General features: G+C 64.7%; 19 protein-coding genes. 9 read left to right on the top strand and 10 right to left on the bottom strand.

Annotation, left to right across the window (positions count from 1 at the left end):
• Nucleotides 1–54: 54 nt before the first annotated feature.
• Nucleotides 55–1,404, top strand: coding sequence for a bifunctional folylpolyglutamate synthase/dihydrofolate synthase (locus tag AC07NV_RS18920; protein ID WP_495167939.1), 1,350 nt, complete (start codon nucleotides 55–57; stop codon nucleotides 1,402–1,404).
• A 44-nt stretch (nucleotides 1,405–1,448) separates the two neighbouring features.
• On the opposite strand, the gene AC07NV_RS18915 is transcribed toward AC07NV_RS18920, so the two are convergent.
• Both AC07NV_RS18915 and AC07NV_RS18910 read right to left on the bottom strand, forming a co-directional pair.
• Complete coding sequence (locus AC07NV_RS18915) at nucleotides 1,449–2,846, bottom strand: MFS transporter (protein WP_495167938.1); 1,398 nt, start codon at nucleotides 2,844–2,846, stop codon at nucleotides 1,449–1,451.
• A gap of 131 nt (nucleotides 2,847–2,977) precedes the next feature.
• Nucleotides 2,978–3,415, bottom strand: a complete 438-nt coding sequence (locus tag AC07NV_RS18910) for a response regulator (RefSeq protein ID WP_495167937.1) — start codon at nucleotides 3,413–3,415, stop codon at nucleotides 2,978–2,980.
• A 267-nt stretch (nucleotides 3,416–3,682) separates the two neighbouring features.
• Between AC07NV_RS18910 and AC07NV_RS18905 the strand changes: the two genes are divergently transcribed.
• Genes AC07NV_RS18905 through AC07NV_RS18895 form a run of 3 tightly spaced genes read left to right on the top strand, consistent with a single transcriptional unit; the run spans nucleotide 3,683 to nucleotide 5,953 of the window.
• Complete coding sequence (locus tag AC07NV_RS18905) at nucleotides 3,683–4,432, top strand: pseudouridine synthase (RefSeq protein WP_495167936.1); 750 nt, start codon at nucleotides 3,683–3,685, stop codon at nucleotides 4,430–4,432.
• Complete coding sequence (rsmD, locus tag AC07NV_RS18900; protein ID WP_495167935.1) at nucleotides 4,432–4,974, top strand: 16S rRNA (guanine(966)-N(2))-methyltransferase RsmD; 543 nt, start codon at nucleotides 4,432–4,434, stop codon at nucleotides 4,972–4,974. The genes AC07NV_RS18905 and rsmD overlap by 1 nt, the downstream gene beginning before the upstream one ends.
• Before the next feature lie 55 nt (nucleotides 4,975–5,029).
• Nucleotides 5,030–5,953 carry a DMT family transporter gene (locus tag AC07NV_RS18895; protein WP_495167934.1) on the top strand — a complete coding sequence of 308 codons (924 nt, stop codon included), beginning with the start codon at nucleotides 5,030–5,032 and terminating at the stop codon, nucleotides 5,951–5,953.
• A gap of 10 nt (nucleotides 5,954–5,963) precedes the next feature.
• Here AC07NV_RS18895 and AC07NV_RS18890 read toward each other — a convergent pair whose 3' ends face one another.
• The 6 genes from AC07NV_RS18890 to AC07NV_RS18865 form a co-directional block, all read right to left on the bottom strand.
• A complete protein-coding gene (locus tag AC07NV_RS18890) occupies nucleotides 5,964–7,235 on the bottom strand; it encodes an MFS transporter (protein WP_495167983.1) in 1,272 nt (423 codons plus the stop codon).
• 79 nt (nucleotides 7,236–7,314) lie between these two features.
• Nucleotides 7,315–7,857 carry a septal ring lytic transglycosylase RlpA family protein gene (locus tag AC07NV_RS18885; RefSeq protein ID WP_495167933.1) on the bottom strand — a complete coding sequence of 181 codons (543 nt, stop codon included), beginning with the start codon at nucleotides 7,855–7,857 and terminating at the stop codon, nucleotides 7,315–7,317.
• Nucleotides 7,858–8,228: 371 nt separating this feature from the next.
• Nucleotides 8,229–9,554, bottom strand: a complete 1,326-nt coding sequence (locus AC07NV_RS18880; protein ID WP_495167932.1) for an amidohydrolase — start codon at nucleotides 9,552–9,554, stop codon at nucleotides 8,229–8,231.
• A gap of 23 nt (nucleotides 9,555–9,577) precedes the next feature.
• The gene (locus tag AC07NV_RS18875) at nucleotides 9,578–10,156 is read right to left on the bottom strand and encodes a DUF4893 domain-containing protein (RefSeq protein ID WP_495167931.1); all 579 of its coding nucleotides are present in this window, start codon (nucleotides 10,154–10,156) and stop codon (nucleotides 9,578–9,580) included.
• A gap of 138 nt (nucleotides 10,157–10,294) precedes the next feature.
• The gene (locus AC07NV_RS18870; protein ID WP_495167930.1) at nucleotides 10,295–11,080 is read right to left on the bottom strand and encodes a 3-hydroxybutyrate dehydrogenase; all 786 of its coding nucleotides are present in this window, start codon (nucleotides 11,078–11,080) and stop codon (nucleotides 10,295–10,297) included.
• 27 nt (nucleotides 11,081–11,107) lie between these two features.
• Nucleotides 11,108–12,265, bottom strand: coding sequence for a patatin-like phospholipase family protein (locus tag AC07NV_RS18865; protein ID WP_495167929.1), 1,158 nt, complete (start codon nucleotides 12,263–12,265; stop codon nucleotides 11,108–11,110).
• Between the two features lie 153 nt (nucleotides 12,266–12,418).
• Here AC07NV_RS18865 and ypfJ point away from each other — a divergent pair, with 153 nt between their 5' ends.
• Genes ypfJ through AC07NV_RS18850 form a run of 3 tightly spaced genes read left to right on the top strand, consistent with a single transcriptional unit; the run spans nucleotide 12,419 to nucleotide 15,281 of the window.
• Nucleotides 12,419–13,330 (top strand): KPN_02809 family neutral zinc metallopeptidase, encoded by a 912-nt coding sequence (gene ypfJ / locus AC07NV_RS18860; RefSeq protein WP_495167928.1) that lies wholly within the window; start codon nucleotides 12,419–12,421, stop codon nucleotides 13,328–13,330.
• Nucleotides 13,303–14,586, top strand: a complete 1,284-nt coding sequence (locus AC07NV_RS18855; RefSeq protein ID WP_495167927.1) for a metal-dependent hydrolase family protein — start codon at nucleotides 13,303–13,305, stop codon at nucleotides 14,584–14,586. The genes ypfJ and AC07NV_RS18855 overlap by 28 nt, the downstream gene beginning before the upstream one ends.
• Complete coding sequence (locus AC07NV_RS18850; protein ID WP_495167926.1) at nucleotides 14,583–15,281, top strand: hypothetical protein; 699 nt, start codon at nucleotides 14,583–14,585, stop codon at nucleotides 15,279–15,281. The genes AC07NV_RS18855 and AC07NV_RS18850 overlap by 4 nt, the downstream gene beginning before the upstream one ends.
• A 28-nt stretch (nucleotides 15,282–15,309) precedes the next feature.
• On the opposite strand, the gene AC07NV_RS18845 is transcribed toward AC07NV_RS18850, so the two are convergent.
• Nucleotides 15,310–16,011 (bottom strand): HPP family protein, encoded by a 702-nt coding sequence (locus AC07NV_RS18845; RefSeq protein ID WP_495167925.1) that lies wholly within the window; start codon nucleotides 16,009–16,011, stop codon nucleotides 15,310–15,312.
• A gap of 166 nt (nucleotides 16,012–16,177) precedes the next feature.
• Between AC07NV_RS18845 and AC07NV_RS18840 the strand changes: the two genes are divergently transcribed.
• The gene (locus AC07NV_RS18840) at nucleotides 16,178–18,244 is read left to right on the top strand and encodes a dipeptidyl-peptidase 5 (protein ID WP_495167924.1); all 2,067 of its coding nucleotides are present in this window, start codon (nucleotides 16,178–16,180) and stop codon (nucleotides 18,242–18,244) included.
• A gap of 60 nt (nucleotides 18,245–18,304) precedes the next feature.
• Here AC07NV_RS18840 and AC07NV_RS18835 read toward each other — a convergent pair whose 3' ends face one another.
• Nucleotides 18,305–19,117 carry a hypothetical protein gene (locus AC07NV_RS18835; RefSeq protein ID WP_495167923.1) on the bottom strand — a complete coding sequence of 271 codons (813 nt, stop codon included), beginning with the start codon at nucleotides 19,115–19,117 and terminating at the stop codon, nucleotides 18,305–18,307.
• Nucleotides 19,118–19,274: 157 nt separating this feature from the next.
• On the opposite strand from AC07NV_RS18835, the gene AC07NV_RS18830 reads away from it, so the two are divergent.
• A complete protein-coding gene (locus AC07NV_RS18830) occupies nucleotides 19,275–22,028 on the top strand; it encodes a valine--tRNA ligase (RefSeq protein ID WP_495167922.1) in 2,754 nt (917 codons plus the stop codon).
• Nucleotides 22,029–22,030 lie beyond the last annotated feature (2 nt).

Here is a 22,030-nt window from a genome sequence, read left to right as displayed (position 1 = left end):
GCTGTGCCGCGCACCCACCCTCAGCCCCTCCCTGATAGGGAGGGGAGGAAAGCCATGCCCGACCACGCCCACAGCTCCGATCCCGCGGTCCAGATCCAACTCGACCGCGTTGCCGCGCTCTCCCCAGGCCGCGACATCCTCGGCCTCGAACGTATCGCCGAACTTTGCGCGCGCCTCGGCAATCCGCAGGACCAGCTCCCACGCACCTTCCATGTCGCCGGCACCAACGGCAAGGGGTCGACCTGCGCCTATCTGCGCACGATCCTCGAAGCGAGCGGGCGCCGCGTCCACAGCTACACCAGCCCGCACCTCGTGCGCTTCAACGAACGTATCCGCCTTGCCGGCCAGCTGATCGACGACATGCTACTGGCCGCGTTGCTCGAAGAGGTTCTCGACGAAGCCGAAGACCTGCAGGCGAGCTTCTTCGAAGTCACCACCGCCGCCGCCTTCCTCGCCTTCACTCGCGTCCCCGCCGACGATTGCATCATCGAGGTCGGCCTCGGCGGACGCCTCGACGCAACCAATATCATTCCGCCGCCGGCGGTGTGCGGCATTGCATCGCTCGGCATCGACCATGAGGCCTTCCTGCTCGAACCCGAAGCCGGCACACCCGCCGAACCTGCCGCGCGCATCGCGTGGGAAAAGGCCGGGATCATCAAGCCCGGCGCCCGCGTCGCGACGTTCGACTACCCGCCGCTCGTGCGCGACGTCATCGCCGCCAAGGCCGCCGCTGTCGGGGCGACACTGTTTTCGGAGGGCGCCGACTGGACGGTGGAGCCCGACGGCCACGGCTTTCATTGGACATCAGCATCGGGTTCCGTCGCCCAGCCGCTGCGGCCGCGCATGGCTGGCACGCATCAGATGCGGAACGCGGGGCTCGCGATCGCGATGCTGCGCCTCGCACCCGACCCGCAGCCGGGCGACGCAGACATCGTGCGCGGGGTTGCCGACGCCAACTGGCCGGGGCGTATGCAATTGCTTGGCCCCGGTCCACTCACCGCGCTGATGCCGGACGGCCACGAGGTCTGGATCGACGGTGGCCACAATCTCGACGCAGCAAGACAGGTCGCGAATTTTCTCGGAGAGACGCTGGCACGGCGTGAACCGGTCGATCTTGTCCTCGGCATGCTGGCAAACAAGGACGCCAGCGCCTTTCTGCACATGCTCGCGCCGCATGTCCGTCGCGTGATCACGGTACCGATCCCGGGGCACGAGCATCATGACCCGGCAGAGCTCGCACGCATCGCGCTCGCCGCCGGCATCGCTGCGGCGGTACCGAGAACCGACGTCGCCAGTGCGATGCGCGCGCTCGCCGCGGATGCCCCCGCGCGCAACACCCTCATCGGCGGATCGCTCTATCTTGTCGGGCGGGCGCTCGACATCAACGGCGAATGGCCGGCCTAGTTTCCGCCTCGCCAGTGTCCGCTTCGCCCGATCGTGCTTCTTAGTTATGCCGTCGTTTCGCCTTCACGCGCTGTTCCCGCCGTGCCCACCGACAGATCGACCAGCCCGGCGCGCATCATCCACCAGAACAGCAAGATTCCCGGTAGCGCCGCAACGACGGTGAACAGGTAGAAGTTCACATTGCCGAACTGCTCCATCATCGCGCCAGCGGTGGTTCCAGTCAAAAAGCGCCCCACGATGCTCGCCGCCGAACTGATCAGCGCATAATGCGCCGCGGTAAAACGCAGGTCGCACAGCGCCGAGAAATAGGCGACGACGACGACGCCGCCGATGCCGCTCGCGACATTTTCAAAACCGATCGCGCCGGCGAGGCCCCAATTACTGTGCCCCGCTGCCGCGAGCAGTGCGAAGCTGAAATTGCTGATCGCCATCAGGATCAGGCTGATCAGCACCGACCGCTTCATACCGAGCCGGGCATACATAATGCCGCCGATGAAGATGCCGATCAAATAGGCCCAGAACCCGATCCCAACGTCGTAGATGGCAATCTCGTCGTTGCTGAAGCCAAGGTCGTTGAGCAGCAAGCGCAGCGTCAAATTCGCCAGCGTGTCACCGATCTTGTGGAGCAGGATGAACAGCAGTACCAGCCATGCGCCGTGGCGGCTGAAAAATTCGGTGAAGGGTCCGACGATGCCTGCGATGATCCCGGGCCGCCCCTCGCGCTTCACCGCTTCTCGATGTCGTTCGGGTTCGCCGGCCCAGAAGGCCGCGATGACCGCGGGTAACGCGAACATTGCGCACGCCAGATAGGCCGCTTCCCAGCCCTGTCTCGCCGCCAAGAACAGCGCGAGCGCGCCCGCACCCGCCGAGCCGATACGCCAGCCATATTGCGACATGCCCGACCCGACCCCAAGTTGTTCTGGTTTCAAAATCTCGATGCGATAGGCATCGATCACTACATCGAAGGTCGCGCCGGCAAAACCGACAAGCACGGCGCCGATGGCCATCTCGAACAGGGCGGCATAGGCGCCCTCACGGCCCATCCCGAACCATTGCATGAACTGGCCGACCGGCGATTGCCCGACGTGCTGCGGATCGACCAACGCAAGGTTGCCCACGGCGAGCATCACCAGCGTCGAGGTCAATAGCATCCACGACACGCGCTGGCCGAGACGCCCGATGCCGGGCAGCCGCACCGCATCGACCACCCAAGCCCACAGTGGCTTGAGATTATAGACCAGGAAGGCCAGCGAAAATGCAGTGATCGACGATTTCTCGAACCCATCCTGCGACAGGCGCGTCGTCAGCGTCGCGCCGATCATGGCATAGGGAAAGCCCGACGATATCCCCAGCAACAGCGCAGCGAGCGGCGCACGCTCCAGATAGGGACGAAAACTCTCACTCCATCCCTTCGCCGCCGGCAAAGCCGCTTCTGTCGCCATACTAAAATTCCCTCCCGCGGTACGCGCGATTGCGGCACCCTTTCCCGAACGGCCACAGGCCTAAAGCGTCAGGAATAAATTGGAAGCAGCGAATTGGCCATTGATCCGCTGCGGCGTTCGCCCGGTCGCGCTCACGCAGCGGCGGGGCGCCAATAGGTTTGCAGCCCGCTGACCTTGCGCGGGGCCTGATTCTTGCACGTCATCGTCTCGACCGCACGCAGCGCCGCAACGAGCGCCGACGCGCTATGCGGTTTGCCGAGGCAGGCAACGGCAATGTCCGCGGCATCCTCGGGACACTGGCCCGTTACCAGCAGCACCGCGATCCCGCGATCGCGCGCCAACCGCGCCACTTCGCGACCCGTCATATGCCCGGCAAGCCCCAGATCCAGCACCAGCGCGTCGATCGGTTCGGCGGCGATGATCGGGACCGCAGCCTCGCCCGAATCGACCGTCGCGACGACGTCATATCCGCTGTGTTTCAGCGTCCGCTCATTGTCGAACGCGACCAGCGGATCATCCTCGATGATCAGCAGCCGCTTGATGCAGGACGGGCGAGACATGAAGAGCATAGACACTCCCTTTAGAGGCCGCCATGAGCCGCTCTGCGCCGTCCTGCAAGATTGCTTCTGCTTACCATCGACGAAGCGACACTTTTCCGGCTATGAGCGTGACCACAACGCAACACTATTTTCCCGAATAACGACAAGAAAGCCGCATCTGTTCCGATGACGACACGCCGTCCACCCCGCTCCGCCCCCCGTCCAGCGCCAAAGACCCCTGGCGACCGCGACGCCCCGAAAGGCCGCCGCGCCGGTCGCGGAGCAGCTTCCGCTCGCGTGGCGAAACCGGACGAAGGCGAGCATGAGGACGGACCCCAGCGCATCGCCAAGCTGCTCGCACGCGCCGGCGTCGGCTCGCGCCGCGACGTCGAACGGATGGTCGAGGAAGGACGCATCGCGCTCAACGGCGCGGTCATCGTCCAGCCCGCCCCGCTGCTCACCTCGCTCGAAGGGCTGACCGTCGATGGCAACCCCGTCGCAAAACCGGTGTCGACGCGCCTCTATCGCTTTCACAAGCCCGCCGGCTGCATCACCGCGGCGCGCGATCCCAAGGGCCGCAAGACGATCTATGACCTGCTACCCAAAGGCCTGCCGCGGCTGATGCCCGTCGGCCGCCTCGACTATAATACCGAGGGGCTGCTGCTCCTGACCAACGACGGCGAATTCAAACGCCAGCTCGAACTGCCCGCCAGCGGCGTCGAGCGTACCTATCGCGCGCGCGCCTTTGGCGACATCAGCCAGACGCAGCTCGAGGAACTCGCGATGGGGATCGAGATCGACGGCGTCCGTTATGGCAAGATCGACGCCAATCTCGAACGTCGCACCGGCCGCAACCAGTGGATCGAAATGACGCTGACCGAAGGCAAGAACCGCGAAGTCCGCAAGGTGCTCGAACATTTCGGATTGCAGGTCAGCCGCCTGATCCGTACCCGCTATGGCACGTTCGAGCTCGACGGCATCCCGCTCGGCGCCGTCGATGTCGTCCCCCGCGACGAACTCTTCAAATTTCGCCGGCATCTCGGCTGATGCGCGTCATCGCTGGCGAATGGCGCGGCCGCAAACTGCTCGCCCCCAAGAATGACGCGACGCGCCCGACCGCGGACCGCACGCGCGAAACGCTGTTCTCGATGCTGACGAGTCGCCTCGGCAGCTTTGAAGGGCTGGTCGTCGCCGACCTGTTCGCCGGATCGGGCGCGCTCGGTATCGAGGCGCTGTCGCGCGGCGCGGCGCAGTGCCTGTTCGCCGAGCAGGACCGCGACGCGCTCGACGTGCTGCGCAAAAATCTGGGCGCGCTGGACGCCGCCGCGCGCGCCGACATCCGCGCCGGATCGGTCATGGGCCTGGGTCCTGCCAAGCGCACCTACGACCTGCTGATGCTCGATGCGCCCTATGACACCGGCGCGGGCAGCGTCGCGCTCGACAAGCTCAATCGCCTTGGGTGGATCGGTCCCGACAGCTGGATCTCGATCGAAACCGCGCAGAATGAAAGCATCGACATCGCGGGCTTCGAAATCGATACCGATCGCAAGGTCGGCAAGGCGCGACTGACGTTGCTGACCCCGATCTAGATTGATCGCAAGAAACGGGACGGCATCGCCGGGCGCCTGCCCCTAGGGCATTTTCATGATGCAACCGATCCGATTCCGCATGGGCGCCAGCGAATGGGCCATCCTCATCGTCCTTTCGGTCCTGTGGGGCGGCTCCTTCTTCTTCCTCGGGGTCGCGCTCGCCGAATTGCCGCCGCTGACGCTCGTCCTCTACCGCGTCGGCCTGTCGGCGCTGCTCATGGTCGCGTTCATGGCAATCACACGCCGGACAATGTCGAAGCGCCCCGGGCTGTGGCCGGCACTCTTCTTGCTCGCCGCGCTCAACAATGCGGTCCCCTTCTCGCTCTTCGCTTATGCCCAGACGCACATCGCCAGCGGCCTTGCCTCGATCCTCAATGCAACCACCCCGCTCTGGGGAGTCGTCGTCGCCCATTTCCTGACCGCCGATGAAAAGGCGACCCCGGCGAAACTCGCTGGCGTATCGATCGGCATCGTCGGAGTCGCGATCATGATCGGCGGCGATCTGTGGACGCGCCTCGATGGCGACCTGACAGCGCAGCTGGCCTGTCTCGCCGCGACTTTTTCTTATGCTCTGGCGGGGGTTTATGGACGCCGCTTCCGCACATGGGGCGTCGGGCCGCTGGAGGTCGCGACGGGCCAGTTGATCGCCGCGACGGTTCTGATCCTGCCGCTCGCGCTGCTGATCGAAACCCCCTGGCACCTCCCCTTCCCGGGAACGCAGACATTGTTCGCGCTGGCCGGGCTCGCGCTCTTGTCGACGACGGTCGCCTATTTTCTCTACTTCAGCCTGATCGAGCGCGCGGGCGCCACCAATGCGCTGCTCGTCACCCTGCTCATCCCGGTCACCGCCATATTGCTCGGAACCCTCGTGCTCGGCGAGGTCCTGTATCCGCGTCATTGGGCAGGCATGGCGCTGATCGCCGCGGGGCTCGCCGCCATCGACGGGCGGCTTCTCGATCGTTTTCGCCGCAAGGAATGATGAAGCGGCCCTAGGCTTCCCCTGCGTGAGCCCCCCGCCGCACCATCAGCAATCCCAGCCAGCTCACCACGCCAGCCAGCGCCAGATACAGCCCGACCATTTCGGTCCCGCCGCGTTCGGCCAGCGCCTGCGCGACGATCGGCGCCATCGCGCCGCCCAAAATCCCGCCCGCGTTAAACGCCACCGACGCCCCGGTATAGCGGACTTGCACCGGGAACAGCCCGGTCAGCCAGCCGCCGAGCGGGCCGTAAACCAGCCCCATCACGAACAGCGCCGCGGCAAGCCCGAGGAAGATGACAAACCAGTTTCCCGACGCGAGCGACGGACCGAACAGGAACCCGACCAGCACCGTCGCGCCGCATCCCCACGTCAGCACGCGCTGCGCACTCGACGCATCGCTGGCATAGCCGGCGAAGATGATCCCGACCGCCATGAACAGGATCGCGCCGAGCTGGATCAGCAGGAACTGTTCCTTCGGATAGCCGAGCGTGGTCGTGCCGTGCGCGAGCGCGAAGCTCGTCGCGAGGTAGAAGATCGCAAAGCAGGCGACGACCGCGAAGGTCCCGGCCAGCGTTGCCACCAGATGATGCCGGAACAATTCGCCCAGCGGCACCGCAACCGGCGCCTCCTTCTCCATCGCCTCGGCAAAGTCGGGCGTCTCGCCGATCTTCAACCGCACCCACAGCCCCAGCCCGACGAGCACCGCCGACAGCAGGAACGGGATGCGCCAGCCCCATGCCGCGAAGTCGGCATCGCTCAATCCGAGGCCCAGCAACAGGAACAGTCCGTTCGCCGCGATGAAACCGACCGGCGCACCCAGTTGCGGGAACATGCCAAAGCGCGATCGCCACCCCGGCGGCGCATTCTCGACCGCGAGCAACGCCGCCCCGCCCCACTCGCCGCCAAGCCCGAAGCCCTGCCCGAACCGCAAGATGCACAGCAGCAACGGCGCGACCCAGCCGATCATCGCATAGGTCGGCAGGAAGGCGATCAGCAGCGTCGACGCCCCCATCAGCATCAGCGACGCGACGAGTGTCGATTTGCGCCCGATACGGTCGCCATAATGGCCGAACACGATCGCCCCCACCGGCCGCGCGAAGAAGGCGAGTCCGAAGGTCATGAAGCTATACATCAGCTGCGCCGAATCCGAGCTTTCGGGAAAGAAGAGCGGCCCGAACACCAGCGCCGCGGCCGTGCCATAAATATAGAAATCGTAAAATTCGACCGCGGTGCCGACGAGGCTCGCGGTCAGGATACGGCGATGTGCGCGATAAGGTCCCAGATCCAAGGTGAACGCCTTTCGATGTCGGCGCCGCTTTGACCGCGTTATTCCGTCCGGCGCAAGCCGGAATGCGGCGCCTCTATCGGCCCTTCGCCGAAAGCTGCGCGCGAAGCCGTTGCAGCTCCTGTCCCGACAGGGGCGAAAGCCCCGACGCCGGCTTGCCCTCGCGAAGCCGCTTGCGGTCCTTCTCCGACGGCTCGATCCGGCGCACGCGCACCGCGGCGTGGCCCTGCGCCTTGATACCCAGCTCTTCGGCGGCGCCGCGCGACAGGTCGATGATCCGGCCCTGTGCGAACGGCCCGCGATCGTTGACACGCACGATGACACGGCGTCCGGTATCGAGCGCGGTCACCTCGACATAGGTCGGCAAGGGCAGCGTCGTGTGCGCCGCAGTGATCCAGCTCGGACGGAATTGCTCGCCATTGGCGGTGCGGTTCCCCGACTCATTCCCGTACCAGCTCGCATATCCGACCGCGTCATAGGCCAGGGCGGCGGCGGGCACATAGGTCGTGCCGCGGACCGTATAAGCCGGCCCGATCCGCACCGGCGCGTCGGCCACCGGCCGGAAATTGCCCCCCGCGCAAGCCGACAGCATCAAAATCGCCGCCGCGGCGAACCCCATTCGGATTGTCGGATATTCATGCATGGCCCGACCGTAGATGCATAGAATGTCGAGATAAAGTCCCCATGGCCGCTTTGCGGTGGGAAGCGGACGTTCTTTCTCTCCTTCGTCATCCCGGACTTGATCCGGGATCCACGGCAACGCTGAAGTCATGGGCCCCGGATCGAGTCCGGGGCGACGAGTAAGGAAATAGCTTCCCTTTGCCGGAGGCGTGGCGAGGATGCCAACGACCGCAGCCGGTCGTTAGCGGTCATTCCCGTTTCCCGGCGAAGACCGGGCCCGAAGCGTTAGGGAGCGGAAGTTTGCCAATTGCGTGGTCCCCGGCTTGTGCCGGGGAACCGCTTCTTTCGATCGCTGGCCGGCGCTCCCGCCTATTTCTTCGCCATCAGCTTCATCGTCATCGCCGTCAGCGCCTCGGTCGCGGTCGAGATGACCGCCGGCGCGTCGGGCGCCCAGAAGGGCGAGTGGAGGCTGGGCAAGGTCCGCCCTTCCTTCTTCGCCGCATCATATTCGGCCTGCGGCACACCGCCGACCCAGACGATCAGGCTCTTGATGCTCTTGTCCTCGCGGCCGAAGCGGCTGAAATCCTCGCCGCCCATCACCGGCGGCATCTGCACGACGCGCTTCTCGCCGAAGCTCGTCTTCAGATACGCGGCCATCTCTTCGGTGAACTCGGGGGTGTTGAAAGTCGACGGGGTGAACTCTTTCTTGTCGACGCTCACGACCGGCATCCGGTCCTCGGGCATACCCGCGGCGATTGCTTCGCCTTTCGCGATGCGCGCGATACCGTCGAGCAGGTGATCGCGGACTTCGTCGCTATAGCTGCGAACGGTCAGCTGCAGCTTCGCCTCGTCGGAAATGATATTATGCTTCGCCCCCGCATGGAAGCTGCCGACGGTCACCACCGCGCTGTCGAGCGGGCTGATCTCGCGCGACACCAGCGTCTGCAACGCGCCGACAATTCGGCTGGCAAGCACGATCGGATCCTTGGTCGTCTGCGGATAGGCGCCGTGACCGCCAACCCCTTTGACCAATATGTCGACGCTATCGACATTGGCGAGCGCATAGCCCGGCGTATAGCCGATCATCCCCGCCGGAAACTGCGCCGCGTCGTGGAAGGCCAGCGCATATTGCGGCTTGGGAAAGCGGGTATAAAGCCCGTCGGCGAGCATCATCCGCGCGCCGGCGCCGCGTTCCTCGGCGGGCTGGCCGATCATCACCAATGTGCCCGACCATTTGGCCTTGTTCGCCGCCATCAGGCGCGCGACGCCGATCCAGGCGGTCATATGCGTGTCATGGCCGCAGGCGTGCATCACGCCGGTTTCGACGCCTTCGGCGGTCGTCACACGCACTTTCGAGGCGCCGGCGAGCCCCGTCTGTTCGGTAACCGGCAAGCCGTCCATGTCCGCGCGCACGAGGACCACGGGTCCGGGACCGTTCTTCATCACCGCCACGATACCGGTGCCGCCGACCTTCTCGGTCACCTCGAAACCCAGTTTGCGGGCCTCGGCCGCCAATATTCCCGCCGAGCGCACTTCCATGAAGCTCAGTTCGGGATTGGCATGGAAATCCTTGTAGATCGCCATCAGCGACGGCATCTGTTTCTCGACCTCGCGGCCCAGCGTCTGCGCCGCCGCAGGCATGGCGCCAAAAGCGCCGAGGGCCAGCGCCGCAGCGCTCGTCCACAAAATTCGCATCTCTCGTTCCCCTGTTGATCTTGTCAGCTCGCCGGGACCAGTTCGATCACGTCGAGCAAGGATTCATACGCCGGCGCAGGCAGCACGAGCCGCCACCTGTTGTCGCCGATCCGCTCGACCAGCCCGGCCATGTCGCGCATCCGGTCGCTGCCGTAATTCACGGCCATCTTCTCGTCGCCGAGTTCGAGCGTGCCGAGAAATATCTGCCGTTTCAGATTGTCGGGAAAGATCAGCCCGACGGGCCGCTGCGATCCCGTCAACTTGGTCAGGCTCGACAATCCCTGTTCGGCCGACACGCGGCACCGGAACCAGCCATAGCCGACAGAGCCGAGACCGGCGCGCCCGAGCGCCCCGAGCTTGACGGTCCGGCAACGATAATCGCCCGCTGGCAAATGCGGGTTGGGCAGCGCCGCCAGCGGCTGCAGCAACACGCCTTCGCGATCGACATCGGCGCCATTGCCCTTGGCCCGCGCGTCGGCCAGCGCAGCCTGCCAGCTTTTATACCAGCCGCGAATCCGCTCCTGATCCTGACCGGTTGCCGTCGCACGCCATGTACCGATCTCCTCGGGCGCGTCGGCCGCCGAAGGCGGTATCGACGGCACCGTTCGGCAGGCGCTAACATTCAAGCCCAGCGCCAGGGCTAAAATCAACTTGGTACGACCCCTCATTCTCCGTCACTCCCCGGTCCGGTTGCGTTAACCATAGGAGGCCAAAGGAGATTGCTCAAGGGCTGCGGCGCATCACGCCGCGGTCCAGCCCCCATCGACGCTGAGGTTCGCGCCGGTGATATTCGCCGCCTCGTCGCGCGTCAGGAAGGATGCGATCGCCGCGACCTGCTCGACGGTGACGAACTGTTTCGTGGGTTGTCCGGCGAGCAGTACGTCATTGATCACCTGTTCGCGCGTCATGCCCCGCGCCTTCATCGTGTCGGGGATCTGATTCTCGACCAGCGGCGTCCACACATAGCCGGGGCTGATACAGTTCACGGTGATGCCGGCGTCGGCGACTTCGAGCGCAACCGTCTTGGTCAGGCCTGCCAGGCCGTGCTTCGCGGTGACATAGGCCGATTTGAACGGCGAGGCGACGAGCGAGTGCGCCGACGCCGTCGCGATGATCCGCCCCCATTTTTTCTTGCGCATTCCAGGGACGGCATGACGGATCGTGTGGAACGCCGCGGTCAGGTTGAGCGCGATGATCATGTCCCATTTCTCGACCGGAAAATCCTCGACCGGCGACACGAATTGCATGCCGGCATTGTTGACGAGAATATCGACCCCGCCGAAATCCTTGTCGGCGCGCCGGAACATCGCTTCGATCTCGTCGGGCTTCGTCAGGTCGGCGCCATCATAGGCAGCTTTCCCGCCGCTGGTCGCCTCCAGGGCTTTGCGCTCGGTCTCGATCGCCTCGGCCTCGCCAAAGCCGTTGATGATGATGTTCGCGCCTTCGGCGGCAAAAATCTTCGCGATGCCCAGCCCGATGCCGGAGGTCGATCCGGTAACGAGGGCGGTCTTTCCGGTGAGACGCATGATGGATCCTTTCAGTGGGGGAGAGATTCAGGAAACGTCGGGGATGGTCTTTGGTCGCAATGCATTCGATTGCACCGCAAAACTGTCCGACCTTCCTTCGACGATGCTGTCGGCGAGCAGATGTCCATCCTTCATCGCCGCCTCGACCGCGTCGCGGCCAAGCGCCCAGTTGACCTCCATCGTCGACCGCGAGAATTCGAAATCGCGCGCGCCCGTCTGCCACACGGGCGGTTCATGGATCAGCTGCACGACATTCAGCGCCTTGCAGTCGACCATCTTGCGGACGGCTTTCACTTCGGACAAATCGGCGAACTCGGGCGGCAATTTCTGCAGCATCCGGTCGATCAGCCGATGCTCCTTGCGTCGCCGCACCAGCCCGTCCGAGATCCGGCGCGTGCGGCTGGAATAGCGGATATCCTTTTCGCGCGACCAGGCCTCTTCCATGTCGTGCGGACGGTCCCCGCGCGCGGGAAACAGGTCGACCTGAAACACCAGCATATCCTCGTTCGCCGCCTCGACGACATGCTCGAGCGGGGTGTTCGACACGAGCCCGCCGTCCCAATACCATGTTCCGTCGATCTCGACCGGCGGCAGGCCCGGCGGCAGCGCCCCCGAGGCCAGGATGTGCCGCGCGTCGAGCGTCTCGAGCTTCGTATCGAAATAGCGGAAATTCCCGGTCTCGACCGCAACCGCGCCGACCGACAGCCGCACCTTTCCGTTGTTCACGCGGTCCCAGTCGACCAGCCGGTCGAGCGTCGCAACCAGCGGCGCGGTGTCGTAAAAGCTGATGGCTTCGGGGGTTTGCCGCTCGGCAAAGGCGGGCGGCGGAAAACGCGGAGTGAAGAAGCCCGGGACGCCGAATGCCATAACCTGTCCAGCGGCGGCCATATGCGTCCATTCGCGCGCCCAGTCATTGTCGAAGATCGGCAGCGATGGCAGCGCCGACGAGACGCCTTCCCAGAATTCGCGCATCTTGCCGACCGCCTGGTCGCGCTCATTCCCGGCGATGATCGCGGCGTTGACCGCGCCGATCGAAATCCCCGCCACCCAGTCGAGTTCGATGCCCAGATCGATCAATGCTTCGTACACGCCGGCCTGAAACGCGCCGAGCGCGCCGCCGCCTTGTAAAACAAGCACGACGAGGTCGGGCAACGGAAGGGCGGCACGGGCGGCGCGGCGGGGCATGGACTCGAAAATCCTTCGTCGTGAGCGTGCCGGTTTTGTGCACCGCAACACAGCCCATTGCAATGGCTCGATTATATGCGAAGCCCCTTCCAATTGCTCGACGCTGCTGTAACACTTGCGCCGAAACGACCATTTTACCGGTGGAGAAGCCGCATGCGCCTCGACGACTATGATCCCGGCGACGATATTCGCGATCTGGGCCGCGGCGGCGGCGGCAGTTTCGGGGGCAGCGGAGGCGGCGGGCTCGGCGGGCTGTTGATCGGTTTTCTGCCGATGCTGCTGGGACGCAAGATGGGCTGCGGGACGATTCTCCTGATCGGCGTCGCGGCATTCTTCCTCCTCGGTCCCGGCGCAAATATGCTGAGCAGCGGGAGTGGCTCGGCGGATCCGGCGGCGGATAGCCGCAGCGGCGCCAATGTGGCGTGCGATACCGAGTCCGAACGCTTTGCCTGCAACGTATTCGGATCGACACACGCGGTTTGGGGCGGGCTGATCAATGGTTACAAGAAGCCTACGCTATATTTCTATGAGCAATCGGCCCGCAATTCAGGTTGCGGGGCTGCGAGCTCGGCGATGGGTCCCTTCTATTGCCCTGCCGATCAGGGCGTCTATCTCGACACCAGCTTCTTCCGCGAACTCGACCAGAAGTTCGGGGCGGCGGGCGATGCGGCGCAGGCCTATGTGATCGCGCATGAAGTCGGCCATCATATCCAGACGGTCAGCGGCATTTCGGATCAGGTTCGCCGCGCGCAGCAGCGCGCTTCGCAGGCCGAAGGCAATGCGCTGCAGGTCCGCATGGAGTTGCAGGCGGATTGCTACGCCGGCGTATGGGCCGCGCGTGCCAGGACCAGCGCCGGGCAGCCGGTGATGGAAGCGGGCGACATGGAAGAGGCCATGCGCGCCGCCAATGCGATCGGCGACGACACGCTGATGCGTTCGGCGGGGCAGCGGCCGGTGCCCGAAAGCTTCACGCACGGAACGAGCGAACAGCGGATGAGCTGGCTGCGCCGTGGTCTACAATCGGGGGATCCGCGCCAGTGCGACGCGTTCGCTTCGGGCACCTGACGGCGGCGCTCGCGGCGGCGCTCGTCACAGCGCCCGCGTCGGCCGAAACGCTATATATCGAGGCAGGGCGCCTGATCGACGGCGTCTCCGGCGACGTGCGCACCGGCCAGTGCATTACGGTCGACGCGGAGCGTATCAAGGCGGTCGGCCGGTGCGGTGCAACACCCGAAGGGGCGACGCGAATCGACTGGTCGGGTTTCAATGTGCTGCCCGGCCTGATCGACCTCCACACCCACCTCGCCGACTTGGGCCAGAGCGCGGATCTGGCCGCGCCGCTGAAGGCTTCGCCCGCCGAAACGGTACGTGTCGGCGCGCGCAATGCCCGGGTCACACTCGACGCCGGCTTCACCAGCGTGCGCGATGTCGGCACTTATCGCGGCCTCACCGACGTGACGCTGCGCAACGCGATCGAGCGCGGCGACGTGCCGGGACCGCGCATGTGGGTCGCCGGCGCCTATATCACGATCCCGAAGGGCGGCGGCGAACTCAACGGCGTCGTCCCGAACGAGCAATTGCCCGCCGACATGCGTCTCGGCGTCGCCGCGACGCCCGAAGAAGCGGCGGCCAAGACGACCTATCTGCTCGATCATGGCGCCGATTTCATCAAGACCATCGCGACGGGCGCGGTCCTTGCGATCGGTACCGAACCGGGGGCGCCCGAACTCACCCTCGACCAGCTGCGCGCGGCCGTGAAGGTAGCGCATGCCCGCGGCAAAAAGGTCACCGCGCACGCGCACGGCGCGATCGGGATCCAGAACGCGATCAACGCCGGGGTCGACAGCATCGAGCACGCCAGCCTCGCCGACGAAGCGACGCTCCAGCTCGCGAAAAAGCACGGCACCTGGCTCGCGATGGATATCTATAACGGCGACTATATCGAGGATATCGGGACAAAAGAGGGCTGGCCAGCCGAATATCTCCGCAAGAATCGCGAGACCACGGATGCCCAGCGCGCCGCATTCCGCCGCGCTGTCGAGCTTGGGATCAACATCGGCTACGCAACCGACGCCGGCGTTTATCCGCACGGGCTCAACGCGCGCCAGTTCCGCAACATGGTCAAATACGGGATGACGCCGATGCAGGCGATCCAGTCGGCTACCGGCCGTGCTGCAGTCGAAATGGGTCGCGACGACATCGGCGCGATCGTTCCGGGGCGCTATGCCGATTTCGTCGCCGTGAAAGCCGATCCGCTCGCCGACATCAGCGTGCTCGAAAAGATCGACCATGTGATGAAGGGCGGCGCGCTGGTACGATGATCGCCGCCGTTCTGGTCCTGCTGCTGCAATCCGGGCAGCCGGCGTCCGAAACCGTCGCGGACAACGGCGAGTGGGTTTGCACCGCGCGTGCGAAGGGCAAGCGCGACGCGCGCGTCGATGTCAGCATCCGGGTGACGACCGATCGCGACATATTGACGCAAAATGTCGGTTGGTCGCCGCCAAGAGCGTCGCGCGCGGCGACTTCGAGGCCGGATGTCAAAGCCCCAAGTCTGACCCTCTATTACGAATATGCCGAGGCCGAAGAGATCGGCGAAGTGACCAATGCGCTGGGCGACGTATCGAGCATCGACGCGCCCGCCGGCACCTTCGACAAGATGGCGCTCGGCGTGCGGATCGACCGCGGCAAGACATGGTATGTTGCCCTGGAATCGCTGGAAACGATGGAAACGCCACCCGATCACCGGATCGGCACACGCCAGATCGGCGACTCCACATATGATTTTCGTTCGGCCTGGCTGACCGACGGCGATACCGACATCGATCCGCTGGAAGCGTTACAGGCGGCACGCATCGCGACGATTTCGATCGTCAATCGCAGGGGGCATCCGGTGTCGCAGATCAGCTACGACCTCTCTGCGACCGCCGAGCGCGACCGCCTGTTCGCCAAAGCATGGAAAAGGGCGGAAACGCTTTCCATGCGCCCCCAGCGGTGCACCCCGGCTCGCGACGAATAACGGACTCCGCGCCTTGCGCAGGGCTATCCTACAATTTTACGCTGCGCGCCGCCGCATGAACCTCGGCGCGTTCGAGCAGCAGCGCGAGATCTTCGCGGCTGATATCGAATGTTTCGCCAAGGTCGTCGAGCGCCATGTCGATATCATTCATCAACAGCCCCGAAACCGGCGCCGGCGAAAGCGCCTTCCCTTCGACGGGCTTGGCGCGGTGCGGGTAGGAGTGCCCCGAAAAGCGATGGAATATCCAGCCGATCGCGACCAGCAGCAGCGAATTGACGAACACGACGGCCAGAAAATCGATCACGTGCGCCGAAAACAGCGCATAGCCGCCCAACACCGCGCTGAGCGCGGCGGCGCCGCCCGGAGGATGCAGGCAGCGCAGCAGCGACATCGTCAGGATCGCACCTGAAACGGCAACCGCTGCGGCAATCGCGGGATCGGGAAAGAGTTGCGCGACGATCGCACCGACGATCGCCGAAATGACGTTACCGCCGGCGATCGACCAAGGCTGCGCGAGCGGACTTGCCGGCACGGCGAAGAGCAGCACCGCCGATGCCCCCATTGGCGCGACGATCCACGGACTCGACGACGGGAACAGTGCGACGCAGGTCAGCCCGACGAATCCGATCCCGAGCAAGGCCCCGATGCTGGCAATCACACGGTCGCGCAGGCTCGCGCCGGCCAACAGCGGCACGAATATCCGGGTCGTGTTCAATATGGCGCGGAACATCGATCCCCCTCTCGCTTGGCGGCCATTGCGATGCGACCTTTGCAGCTGTGCGGCCAGAGAGGTTTATTTGGCCATCGGCAAGCCAGAATATCGCCTGCCCGCAGCCCGTATCGACGTAGCGTGCGTTCCTCCTTGAACCCGCGCTCCGCATCGCTAAACCGTTTTCATGCGAAACCAGATCCTCTGCAGCGCGATCGCGCTTGCCGCCGCCCTCTCCACCCCCGCCTTTGCCCGGCCGATGACCGAGGTCGACCTTGCGACGCTCAAGCGCGTCGCGGCGCCGACTGCGTCGCCCGACGGGCGCTGGGTCGTGTTCCAGATGACCGAGACCGAGGCCGAGACGTACAAGCGCTCGACCGGCCTCTGGCTCGTCGACCGCAACGCAAAGGACGGAAAGCCGGTCGCCATCGCCGACACCGCGGGCAAGAATGAAAGCTCGCCCGCCTTCGACAAGAACGGCAATCTCTTCTTCGTCTCGAACGCGTCGGGCAGCGATCAGGTCTGGCGCATCGATCTGAAAGCGAACCGCGCTGCAACGCAGGTTACCAGCGCCAAGGCCGAAGTCTCGGGCTTCAAAATCTCGCCCGACGGCACGAAGCTGCTCGTCTGGGGCGACGTGCCGCGCGAATGCACCAGCTTTGGCTGCGACGCCAAGGACAAGGGCGCACTCACCGGCCCGGGCAGCGGCCGCCTGTACAAGGATGGCGCGGGTTTCGTCCGCCATTGGGACCAGTGGGAAACACCCGGCACCTACAGCCGCCCGTTCGTCTTCAACCTGGTGGACGGCAAGGCCGTGATGGACCGCGCCGTCGACGCCGGTCTCACCGGCGACAGCCCTTCGAAGCCCTTTGGCGACGGCAGCGAACTCGCATGGGGACCCGACAGCCGGACCGTCTATTTCACGCTGCGCAAGGCCGACAAGGACGAGCCGACCTCGACCAATCTCGATATCTATAGCTGGCTGGTCGACAGCCGGATGATGCCGGCCAATCTGACGCAGGACAATCGGGCGACCGACACGCTGCCGACCCCGTCGGCAGACGGCAAATGGCTCGCCTATGCCGCGATGGCGCGGCCGGGTTATGAAGCCGACCGACAGATATTGATGCTGCGCAACCTCGAAAACGGCGAGACGAAGAAGCTGACCGATGCGTGGGACCGCTCGGTCGCCTCGATCGCTTGGGGCGCCGATGGCAAATCGCTCTACGTCACCGCGCAGGACACGCTCGAGCATCCGGTGTTCCGCGTCGATGTCGCGACCGGCAGGGTGGAGAAGCTCAAGGCATCGAGCGAAGCCTTCGACGGCAATATCGGCGACGTCACGCCGCTCGCGGGCGGCGCCTTGCTCTACTCGCGCAACACTGCGCTCGCCCCAACCGACGTCTATGTTCGCGACGCCAAAGGCAAGGTGAAACAGCTCACCGCCGTCAACGCCGCGAAGCTTGCCGAATTCGATACCGTCGAGCTCGATCGTCTCCAGTTTGCCGGCGCGAACGGCGACAAGGTGTGGGGGATGATCCTCAAGCCCGTCAGCCCCGTCCAGAAGCTGCCGGTCGCCTTCATCGTCCATGGCGGCCCGCAGGGCAGCTTCGGCAATAGCTGGTCGACGCGCTGGAACCCCCGCCTCTTCGCGCAACAGGGATATGGCGTCGTCACCGTCGATTTCCACGGTTCGACCGGCTATGGTCAGGCCTTCACCGATGCGATCAACAAGGATTGGGGCGGCAAGCCGCTGGAAGACCTCAAGCTTGGTCTCGCTGCAGCGGGCAAGCAGGATCCGCAGCTCGACCTCAATAACGCCTGCGCGCTCGGCGCGTCCTATGGCGGTTATATGATGAACTGGATCGCGGGCCAGTGGACCGATGGCTTCAAATGCCTCGTCCAGCACGACGGCGTCTTCGACCTGCGCGCCATGGCGTTCGAGACCGAGGAATTGTGGTTCGATGAATGGGAACATGGCGGCCCCTGGTGGGAACGCACCGATCCCGAAAAATGGAACCCGGTGAACCATGTCACCAAATGGAAGACCCCGATGCTGGTGATCACCAGCGAGAAGGATTACCGCATCCCCTACAGCCAGGGTCTCGCCGCCTTCACCGCGCTCCAGCGCCGCGGCGTCGAGAGCCAGCTTCTCGTCTTCCCCGACGAAAACCATTGGGTGTTGAAGGGCGCGAACAGCGTCCAGTGGCACCGCACCGTGTTCGACTGGATGGGCAGCTATTTGAAGAAATGATCGGCCGCGAGGATCGGTCGACATTTCCGCGATAATATTTCCCGTCCGGTGGGCGGGAAATTACGGGCAATATTTGGCGAAATACGCCTTCAAACCATCGGTCGACGATTCGGGAAGCGGGGCGTTCAACGTCCCGCTTTTCCCGTCGATCGTCTTGACCGTTGCAGTCAGCGTCTTGGCGCTCACGATGGCGTCGCGGAACGCGGTGGCCTGATCGGCAGCGACATTGAAGCTGGTGCGCGAAAATTGAACCGCGCTGAACGGTTTGCCGTCGACATTGACCTCCATGGTGCCGCGTTCCTTGTTGCTCGAATCATAGGCCATCTCGAAAGGCACGTCGATCGATGCGCTCCATTGCTGGTTGCTCGGTCCGCCCCATTTCGCGGGGCAGCGCAGCGTGATGCGCGAATTGCGGAACGCCATTGCGCCTTCATTGGGAAGCTGGGAGAAAGTCACGATGGCCGAACCCTGAAAGCTGTCAGCGCCGCCCGGGGTCGGCGCGGTGATCTGCCAGCGCTTCCCCGCGATGATATCGCTGCCGCCGGCCAGCGCCGCGAGAGCGCCAAGGTCGCCCTTGCCCTTGAACCCAAGGCCGGCATAGCAGGCCAGCTTGGCCTGATCGTCGGCGATCGCGACGCAGCCCGCCAGTTCATGACCCTGCGCCGAAATGACGCCCGCGACCGTATCGAACGCCGCCGGAATATCCTGCTTCTCCGCCACGCCGATAATCCCGGCATTCACATCGCCGCCCGCACTGCTGGTTGCCGCCTTGTCGCAGCCGCTCAGCGAAAGCGCCGCAATGGCGCATAGCCCGGCGATCGCGCGCGCCGTGGTTGCCGGAGTTGGTGCGGCGATCTTCGAGACAAAGTGCATAGACTATCTTCCCTGGGCTTATTCAGTTTTAACAAAGAGATACGCTAGGGTATGTTCGACGCTTTGCAAAGTGCCGCCGCCGGATGCGCTTCAATACGACGGGAAAGCGCTAACCCCCTTGCCGCGCCGCACCATGGCTGGCAAAGCGCGGGCCATTATGCCGATGGAAAAAACATTCGATCCCGCCGCGATTGAGGCGAAATGGGCCCATGAATGGGAAAGCCGCGGGCTGTTTCGCCCGGCGCGCCCCGACGCAACACCGTTCACGATCGTCAACCCGCCGCCGAACGTCACCGGCGCGCTGCACATTGGCCATGCGCTCGACAATACATTGCAGGACGTCCTCGTCCGCTATGAACGCCTGCGCGGCAAGGATGCTCTGTGGGTTGTCGGCATGGATCATGCCGGAATCGCGACGCAGATGGTCGTCGAGCGCCAGCTCAACGAACGCCAGCAAAAGCGTACCGATTTCACGCGCGAGGCGTTTGTCGACAAGGTCTGGGAATGGAAGGCGGAAAGCGGCGGACAGATCACCGGCCAGCTCCGCCGCCTCGGCTGCTCGATGGACTGGAGCCGCGAGCAGTTCACGATGGACCCGCACTTCACCCGCGCCGTGGTCAAGGTCTTCGTCGACCTGCACAAAAAGGGTCTGATCTACCGCGACAAACGGCTCGTGAACTGGGACCCTGCGCTCAAGACCGCAATCTCGGATCTCGAAGTCGAATCGCACGAAGTGCCGGGCCATATGTGGCACTTTAAATATCCGCTCGCGGGCGGTGAAACCTACACCTATGTCGAGCGCGACGCCGACGGCAATGTCGTGCTGGAGGAAGAGCGCGACTATATCGCGATCGCGACGACGCGTCCCGAAACGATGCTCGGCGATGGCGCGGTCGCCGTCCACCCCGACGACGAACGTTATCGTCCGATCGTCGGCAAATATTGCGAGATTCCGGTCGGCCCCAAGGAACACCGCCGGCTGATCCCGATCATCACCGACGAATATCCCGATCCGCATTTCGGATCGGGCGCAGTCAAGATCACCGGCGCGCACGACGAGAACGATTATGGCGTCGCGCAGCGCAACGGCATTCCGATGTACCGCCTGATGGACGAAGTCGCAGCGATGCGCGCCGATGGCCCCAGCTATGCCGAAGCCGCCGCGCGCGCGGTCGAAATCGCCAAGGGCGCGGCCGCGACCCCCGCCGAAATCGACGCGCTCAACCTCGTGCCCGAGGAATATCGCGGGCTCGACCGCTACGAAGCACGCAAGCGCGTCGTCGCCGACATTGATGCCGAAGGGTTGATGGTCAAGGTCGAGGACAAGCTGATCATGCAGCCGTTCGGCGATCGCGGCGGCGTCGTGATCGAGCCGATGCTCACCGACCAATGGTATGTCGATGCCAAGACGCTGGCGCAGCCGCCGATGCAGGCGGTGCGCGACGGGCGCATCAACATCGTCCCGAAGACGTGGGAAAAGACCTTCTTCAACTGGATGGAGAATATCCAACCGTGGTGCGTCTCGCGCCAACTGTGGTGGGGTCACCGAATCCCGGCTTGGTATGCCGAGGATGGCCGGATCTTCGTCGCCGAGACCGAAGAGGAAGCGCAGGCCGAAGCCGGCGCGGGCGTTGCGCTCACGCGCGACGAGGACGTCCTCGACACCTGGTTCTCCTCGGCGCTCTGGCCCTTCGCAACCCTCGGCTGGCCCGAAGACACCGACCTCGTAAAGCGCCACTATCCGAATGACGTCCTCATCTCCGGCTTCGACATCCTCTTCTTCTGGGATGCGCGTATGGCGATGCAGGGGATGGAGTTCATGGGCGAAGTGCCGTGGAAGACGCTGTATCTGCACGGCCTCGTCCGCGCGCCCGATGGCGCGAAAATGTCGAAGTCGAAGGGCAATGTCGTCGACCCGCTTGGACTGATCGACCAATATGGCGCCGATGCGCTGCGCTTCTTCATGTCGGCGATGGAAAGCCAGGGCCGCGACATCAAGATGGATGACGCGCGCCTCGCCGGTTACCGCAACTTCGCGACCAAGCTGTGGAACGCCGCGCGTTTCTGCGAAGCGAACGGCATTTCGGCGTCGACCAGCATCGAGGCGCCCGCCGCGACGCTGCCGGTCAACCGCTGGATCATCGGCGAAGTCGCCGCGACCGTCGCCGCGATGGACAAGTCGCTCGCCGACTATCGTTTCGACGAAGCAGCGAACGCGATCTACAGCTTTGCATGGGATCGTTTCTGCGACTGGTATCTGGAACTGATCAAGGGCGCGATCGACGACGAGACCAAGGCCGTCGCCGGCTGGGTGCTCGACCAGATCCTCGTCATGCTCCACCCCTTCATGCCCTTCATCACCGAAGAGCTGTGGACCGGGCTTGGCGACCGCGCCGACTATCCACTGATCACCGCAAAATGGCCTGCGCCGGGTGCGGCGCGCGATGCCGACGCGAGCGCCGACATCGACTGGCTGATCAAACTCGTCAGCGAACTGCGCGGCGCGAAGGCCGAGCTCGGCCTGCCGCCGGGCGCGCGTCTGACCGCGCATTTCCCGGCGTCGCTGAAGGGCCGCACCGACAAGCTCGCGGCGCAGCTCGACCGCCTCGCGCGCCTCGAAGCGGTCAGCTTCGATCCCGCTCCGGCGGGCGCCTCGGCGCAGCTTGTCGTCGAAGGCGAGACGATCACCGTCCCGCTCGAAGGCGTGATCGATATCGCCGCCGAACGTGACCGCCTGACCAAAGCGCTCGCCGCCGCGGCGAAGGAACGCGACGGCCTTGCGGGCCGCCTGAACAACCCGTCGTTCGTCGAGCGCGCCAAGCCCGAAGCGGTCGAAAAAGCCCGCGCCGACCATGAAGCCAAGGAAGCCGAAGCCGATCGTCTGACCGCCGCACTGGCGCGGCTGGGGTGATA

It is taken from the genome of Sphingopyxis sp. GW821-FHT10B01, from assembly GCF_059415685.1.
The sequence above is the reverse complement of the archived record's forward strand: the minus strand, read 5'-3'. Positions and strand labels throughout refer to the sequence as shown.

What these genes read in the sequence shown, in the direction of transcription:
- AC07NV_RS18850 (WP_495167926.1), top strand. Translation starts at nt 14,583, where the DNA reads ATGATCGCCGCCGTTCTGGTCCTGCTGCTGCAATCCGGGCAGCCGGCG.
- AC07NV_RS18830 (WP_495167922.1), top strand. Translation starts at nt 19,275, where the DNA reads ATGCCGATGGAAAAAACATTCGATCCCGCCGCGATTGAGGCGAAATGG.
- AC07NV_RS18870 (WP_495167930.1), bottom strand. Translation starts at nt 11,080, where the DNA reads ATGCGTCTCACCGGAAAGACCGCCCTCGTTACCGGATCGACCTCCGGC.
- AC07NV_RS18845 (WP_495167925.1), bottom strand. Translation starts at nt 16,011, where the DNA reads ATGTTCCGCGCCATATTGAACACGACCCGGATATTCGTGCCGCTGTTG.
- ypfJ (WP_495167928.1), top strand. Translation starts at nt 12,419, where the DNA reads ATGCGCCTCGACGACTATGATCCCGGCGACGATATTCGCGATCTGGGC.
- AC07NV_RS18840 (WP_495167924.1), top strand. Translation starts at nt 16,178, where the DNA reads ATGCGAAACCAGATCCTCTGCAGCGCGATCGCGCTTGCCGCCGCCCTC.
- AC07NV_RS18880 (WP_495167932.1), bottom strand. Translation starts at nt 9,554, where the DNA reads ATGCGAATTTTGTGGACGAGCGCTGCGGCGCTGGCCCTCGGCGCTTTT.
- AC07NV_RS18895 (WP_495167934.1), top strand. Translation starts at nt 5,030, where the DNA reads ATGATGCAACCGATCCGATTCCGCATGGGCGCCAGCGAATGGGCCATC.
- AC07NV_RS18885 (WP_495167933.1), bottom strand. Translation starts at nt 7,857, where the DNA reads ATGGGGTTCGCCGCGGCGGCGATTTTGATGCTGTCGGCTTGCGCGGGG.
- AC07NV_RS18865 (WP_495167929.1), bottom strand. Translation starts at nt 12,265, where the DNA reads ATGCCCCGCCGCGCCGCCCGTGCCGCCCTTCCGTTGCCCGACCTCGTC.
- AC07NV_RS18910 (WP_495167937.1), bottom strand. Translation starts at nt 3,415, where the DNA reads ATGCTCTTCATGTCTCGCCCGTCCTGCATCAAGCGGCTGCTGATCATC.
- AC07NV_RS18835 (WP_495167923.1), bottom strand. Translation starts at nt 19,117, where the DNA reads ATGCACTTTGTCTCGAAGATCGCCGCACCAACTCCGGCAACCACGGCG.
- rsmD (WP_495167935.1), top strand. Translation starts at nt 4,432, where the DNA reads ATGCGCGTCATCGCTGGCGAATGGCGCGGCCGCAAACTGCTCGCCCCC.
- AC07NV_RS18915 (WP_495167938.1), bottom strand. Translation starts at nt 2,846, where the DNA reads ATGGCGACAGAAGCGGCTTTGCCGGCGGCGAAGGGATGGAGTGAGAGT.
- AC07NV_RS18920 (WP_495167939.1), top strand. Translation starts at nt 55, where the DNA reads ATGCCCGACCACGCCCACAGCTCCGATCCCGCGGTCCAGATCCAACTC.